The following is a 5673-nucleotide window of genomic DNA, read 5'->3' on the forward strand; positions in this document are numbered from 1 at the left end:
CCCAGTGACAAGCTACACACACGATTCTAAAAAGACGGTAGCGGAGGAGGGATTTGAACCCCCGACACAAGGATTATGATTCCTCTGCTCTAACCTACTGAGCTACTCCGCCAAAACAAAATTATAATTGCAAATAATTACATCTTTTGCGGATATAAGGGGTAGAATAGTGAGATGTCAAGCATCGTTTTTAAGCTTTTCTCTTGTCATTCTATTTTATCCTCGATATGTAAAAGTGTAATTTTATAGATAAAGTAAGGTAAGGCATGAAAATGGTGCCACGTGTAGCGGTTTTAGGATGCGGTCATTGGGGTGGAAATCATATAAAGACACTCCATTCTCTTGGAGCTTTAGCAGCAGTTTCTGATATTGATAGCGATCGTGCTGTTCGTTTTGCAACGATGTATGGTGTAGAGGTTGTTGCACCAGATGATCTTTTTGCTCAGCAAGATATTGATGCGCTGGTATTAGCGCTGCCTCCACAATTTCATACAAAAAATGTGCTCCGTGCTGTTAAAAGTGGTAAAGATGTTTTGGTGGAAAAGCCAATAGCCTTAAATGTTGCTGATGCTAAACGCCAGGTTCAGGAGGCAGATGCTTATGGGCGGATTTTTATGGTGGGCCATATTTTACGGTTTCATCCGGCTTTTGAAAAAATGCATGAATTGGTGAAAAAGGGGGAGTTGGGGGAGGTGCGATATATTTATTCTCATCGGCTAGGCTTTGGAAAATTTCACACACACAGTGATGCTTTATGGGATCTTGCCCCTCATGATCTCTCAATGATTTTGGTATTGACAGGATGTGAACCCTCCGAAATTCGCGGTGAGGGGGCTGCTATCGTTGATCAGATTTCTGATTTTTCTCATGTTCATATGACTTTTCCAAATGGTGTGCGTGGTCATCTTTTTACTTCACGCTTGAGTCCTTATTGTGAACGGCGTTTAACCGTTGTTGGGACAAAGGCTATGCTCGTTTTTGATGATATGGAACCGTGGAATCGTAAATTGGCAATGCACCATTTTGCCATTTGGAAAGAGAATAAAGAGTGGGCTTTTAGAAGGGAGGAGCTGAATTACATTGATGTTTGTGAAGATTTGCCGCTTACTCGCGAGTTACGGCACTTTCTTCATTGTATTGAAACGCGTCAATCACCTCGTACAAATGGTGATGATGCTATTGCGATTTTACGGATTTTAACAGCTGCTGGTGTCAATTATGATAGATAAAAGAGATAGGTAGCGTTTTTGCACTCTTGTGATGATCAATGGAGTTAATATGCAATTCATCGACCTTGGGGCGCAGCGTGCGCGTATTGAAGATAAAATTAATTCTGCAATTGCGCATGTGGTTGCTAGTGGTAAGTATATTTTGGGGCCAAAAGTAACAGAATTTGAAGAAAAATTGGCAGAGTATCTTGGTGTTAAACATGTGATTGCATGTGCTAATGGAACAGATGCTTTGAAGATGCCTCTTATGGCTAAAAATATCGGTCTAGGTGATGCGGTGTTTTGTCCTAGCTTTACGTTTTCTGCAACGGCCGAAGTGGTTGCTTTGGTGGGGGCGGAGCCTGTTTTTGTTGATATTTTACCTGATACATTCAATATTGATGTTGAAAAACTTTCTTACGCTATCGAAATGGTTAAAAAAGAAGGACGTCTAAAGCCAAAGGCTATTATTGCTGTTGATTTATTTGGACTTTCTGCTGACTATGCGCAAATTACTCAAGTGGCAGCAAAGGAAAATCTTTTTGTCATTGAAGATGCTGCTCAATCTATGGGGGGAAGAAGTGGGAATACTATGTGCGGTGCTTTTGGTGATGTGGCTGCCACAAGTTTTTATCCTGCAAAACCATTAGGGTGTTATGGTGATGGAGGTGCTATGATGACCAATGATGATGATTTGGCAGAACTTTTACGCTCCATTTTGTTTCATGGTAAAGGTGAAACACAATATGATAATGTACGGATTGGTATGAATTCGCGTCTTGATAGTATTCAGGCTGCAATTTTACTAGAAAAGTTTGTGATTTTTGAAGATGAAATAGAAAAGCGTGTAGAAATTGCTCAACGCTATTCCAATGGTTTAAGAGACATTGTGACAGTTCCAGAAATAGAAGAAAATATTCGTTCCGCTTATGCACAATATACGATTAAGGTAAAAGAGCGTGATAAATTAAAAGATTTTTTACAAAAGAATTCTGTTCCTACAATGATTTATTATAAAACTCCTTTACATCAACAGCCAGCTTATAAACACTTTTCTTATGTAAAAGATTCCCTTGCTGTTTCAGAGTCTTTAGGGGAGAGTGTTTTAAGTTTACCAATGCATCCTTACTTGACGCAAACGGATCAGGATATGATTATCCAAAAAATAAGAGATTTTTACCACTCTTGAGTGTGTGCTTTTATCTTTAAAACGTATGGTAAAAGCTTTGTGGGTGATCTATCTTAGGAGGTGTTTTTTGTTAAAGTGTGTGATGAATATATTTGCTTCTAGGATTCATGGAAATGCTGTTCTTTAGGACGGTGATATGACAAGCGAGTGGAATCGCGAGATAAGAAGATAGATTTTTTCAAACCGGTTTAGGGTAAGAAGTTTTTTATTTAACTGAACGAGAAAGCCACGTTTAATAAAAATTATTTGGGTTATAAAAGTGACAACAAAGCTTTTTTGATTTTAAAGTTGTTTGAAATTCAGCTTATTTAAGGGGGAGGTTGGAGAGACAAGTTATTTTTTTGCGAATACGTGATGCTAGGTCATTTTTATTTTTGGAGTTTTGAATGAGTGCGTTGATGGGGGATGTATTCCCCTCTTTTAGCGCTATGTGAGCGGCTAATGTTGCGGCGAATTCTTTTGTTTCTTCACGCAGCTCTTCTAGCAGTTGCTGGTTAGCATTTGTATCAAGCCCATGCGTTTGGATTTTTTGTAAACGTTGCTGATAGTGCTTGATTTTTTCAAGCATCATTTTGCTTTTCCTTGAAGGGGGTTGTTGCGATGATATTTTGTTTGATTGCGACCGTTTCTTTGGGAAAAGTATTTTGTGCTGAGAGGTATAGCTGATAAAGTTGTTCTTTTACTTGGCTTAGCTGTATTTTCTGTTGGATGTATTTTTTTTGCAAAGATTCATATTTTTGTTGGTTTTTTGCTAATTCTACAGCATGTTTTGCACGGACAAAGTCATGGTTAGCTTGTATTTCCGTGAGTGATAAGGGAATTTGCGCACAAACATCTTTATACGCAAAATGAACGGCTTTACGCCAAATAAGAGGAGACAAAAGCACCAGTATCCAAGAAATCGAGGCAATGCCAAGAATAAAAAAAAGAAACGATTGAATAAACATAATACCCCTTTTCAAATAAGGAACCGTTTAAAACGGATTCCATGTTGGTCTAGGTGTTAATTTTAAATATCCTATATTAATACCAAGACGTGCACCGATCCCTGTCCGTATTGGAATTAACAAAGTATCATGGTATTTGAGAACATGAAAACCAACACCTGCAATTAAATAGGCCGAACCTGAAATACCACCATAGCGTTTCCATAAATTATTTATGCTCTTAAGATTGTAAACCAAGATCATTAAACGAGAGCCTTGACCGCCAAAATCCCACCCTACTGAGGGGCCTTGCCAAAAAACTTTATGCTGACCATAGCTTTTGCTAAAAACTTTTCCTTCGCCATAGGTTAAGCCAGCAAAAAAGGCACCAGAGGCTTCTTCTCCTAAAATGTAGGCATTAGGATAACCGTATTTTGAAAAAATATTTTGAATGGCAACGGCCAAACCACTGGCCGTTTTTCCAAAAAAAATATGACCGGAATCAATAATTTCTTGGAGTGAATAATGGAGGTCGTTTTTTTCTATTGGTTTTAGTTGGGCATGCGTGGTGTTTAAGGTGATGAATAAAAAGAAGATTAAAGATATAATATTTTTGTACCAGTATTTTAGAAGAGAGAGAGCCATAGAGTTTTCTCCTTTTATTATTGACAAAAAAGATAATATTAGGATTTTCATTCTATTCAAATAAAAAATAAAATGTAAGATTATTTAAATTCTTGAATTTATTTCTGAATTTTTTTTAGCGTGATTGTTGATATTTCTTATTGTGCATCAGATGTTAAGAGTTTTTCTTTAAAATAAAGTTTGTTTTTTGAATCTGGGAGTTTTCAATCATTATGACGTTAGATATTTCGTTGAATCCTATGGACCTTGCTGCTTTGCTTTGTAGTCGTATTTGCCATGATTTGATTTCACCTGTGGGGGCTATTCAAAATGCAATGGAGCTTTATGATGATGGAGGAGCTGAAGAAGACGCTTTGCAATTGGTGCGTTTATCCGTTGCAAGTGCTTCTGCGCGTCTACAATTTGCGCGATTGGCTTTTGGTTTTGCTGGTGCAAGTGGAGGACAAATAGATACACGTGCAGCAGAGCAGGTTGCTCAACAATATATGCGGCAAGAAAAAGCAACTTTAAAATGGCAAGCCCCCTCTTTTTTGTTACAAAAAGATGAAGTTAAACTTTTGCTTAATTTGTTATTGATTGCAAATGCAACAGTTTCTCGTGGCGGTGAAATTGTTGTTATGATTGAGCAAGAGGGAAATAGACGTTCTTTTCGATTTGAGATTTTCGGTGAAAATCTTCGTATTCCTTCTCATTTTTTTGCATTATATCATGGAGAAGTTAAAGAAGAGCTGATTGATGCCCATGTCATCCAATTTTATTACACAATGTTACTTGCTCAGATGACAGAAATGAAAATAAATATTGATGAAGAGGATCATTGTACTGTGTTAGAAGGTGTAAAAAAGCTTTGAATAAGAGAGAAGCGCTTAAGCTGTGTTGGGGAAAAAGAAACTTCGATCAAATTTACGAGCGATAAGATTATATTTGTGAATAGGGTGTAGTTACTTCTTAAGATTTAAGCGCTTTCTATATAAGATTTTTTTATGTGCGTTTTTTTATTTGTAACAGAAAAAATCTGGGGAAAAATCTCGGCCCGCTACACCCCGAGATTTTACAATGTGTATTTTCACTGCTTAAGCGGTTTTTCTTACGTTCTCTTCAATTGGATCACGCAACACATAACCACGTCCCCAAACGGTATCAATGTAATTGACATTCGAAGAAACGGCTTCCAATTTTTTCCGTAGTTTACAGATAAAAACATCGATAATTTTTAGTTCTGGCTCATCCATTCCACCATAGAGATGATTGAGAAACATTTCTTTGGTAAGTGTTGTACCTTTGCGCAAAGAGAGAAGCTCTAGCATTTGGTATTCTTTACCTGTTAAGTGAACAGGGCGTCCTGCAACTTCGACGGTTTTTGCATCAAGGTTAACAGTGAGATCACCGGTAACAATAACCGATTGTGCATGTCCTTTAGAACGACGAACAACTGCATGAATACGTGCAATGAGCTCATCCTTGTGAAAAGGTTTTGTCATATAGTCGTCTGCTCCAGAGCCAAAACCACGGACTTTGTCCTCAACGCCATTCATACCGGAAAGGATAAGGACAGGCGTTTTTATTTTTGCCAATCTTAGAGTTCGCAAAACATCATACCCCGACATATCGGGCAGATTCAGATCAAGCAAAATGATATCATAATCATAGAGTTTTCCTAAATCGATACCTTCTTCACCCAGATCAGTGATATAAACATTAAAAT

The 5673-nt window shown here is 37.7% G+C and carries 5 protein-coding genes, 1 tRNA gene and 1 pseudogene; 3 read left to right on the forward strand and 4 right to left on the reverse strand.

Annotation, left to right across the window (positions count from 1 at the left end):
- Positions 1-38: 38 nt before the first annotated feature.
- A tRNA-Met gene (locus BN338_RS02835) sits at positions 39-112 on the reverse strand.
- A gap of 160 nt (positions 113-272) precedes the next feature.
- Here BN338_RS02835 and BN338_RS02840 point away from each other — a divergent pair.
- The gene (locus BN338_RS02840) at positions 273-1229 is read left to right on the forward strand and encodes a Gfo/Idh/MocA family protein (protein WP_039758855.1); all 957 of its coding nucleotides are present in this window, start codon (positions 273-275) and stop codon (positions 1227-1229) included.
- A 49-nt stretch (positions 1230-1278) separates the two neighbouring features.
- Positions 1279-2397, forward strand: coding sequence for a DegT/DnrJ/EryC1/StrS family aminotransferase (locus BN338_RS02845; protein ID WP_039758993.1), 1119 nt, complete (start codon positions 1279-1281; stop codon positions 2395-2397).
- A 304-nt stretch (positions 2398-2701) separates the two neighbouring features.
- Here the strand turns inward: BN338_RS02845 and BN338_RS12980 are convergent.
- Both BN338_RS12980 and BN338_RS02860 read right to left on the reverse strand, forming a co-directional pair.
- Positions 2702-3344: pseudogene (locus BN338_RS12980) on the reverse strand (hypothetical protein).
- 27 nt (positions 3345-3371) lie between these two features.
- The gene (locus BN338_RS02860; RefSeq protein WP_039758861.1) at positions 3372-3968 is read right to left on the reverse strand and encodes a DUF1134 domain-containing protein; all 597 of its coding nucleotides are present in this window, start codon (positions 3966-3968) and stop codon (positions 3372-3374) included.
- Between the two features lie 212 nt (positions 3969-4180).
- Between BN338_RS02860 and chpT the strand changes: the two genes are divergently transcribed.
- Entirely contained in the window at positions 4181-4819 is a 639-nt protein-coding gene (chpT, locus tag BN338_RS02865; protein WP_039758862.1) for a histidine phosphotransferase ChpT, read from the forward strand.
- A 222-nt stretch (positions 4820-5041) separates the two neighbouring features.
- Here chpT and ctrA read toward each other — a convergent pair.
- Positions 5042-5673 (reverse strand): response regulator transcription factor CtrA (gene ctrA / locus BN338_RS02870; RefSeq protein WP_039758864.1); only part of this gene is annotated, 632 nt, incomplete at its 5' end.

Origin of the sequence: Bartonella queenslandensis AUST/NH15, assembly GCF_000312585.1 — a bacterium.
GTDB lineage: Bacteria > Pseudomonadota > Alphaproteobacteria > Rhizobiales > Rhizobiaceae > Bartonella > Bartonella queenslandensis_A.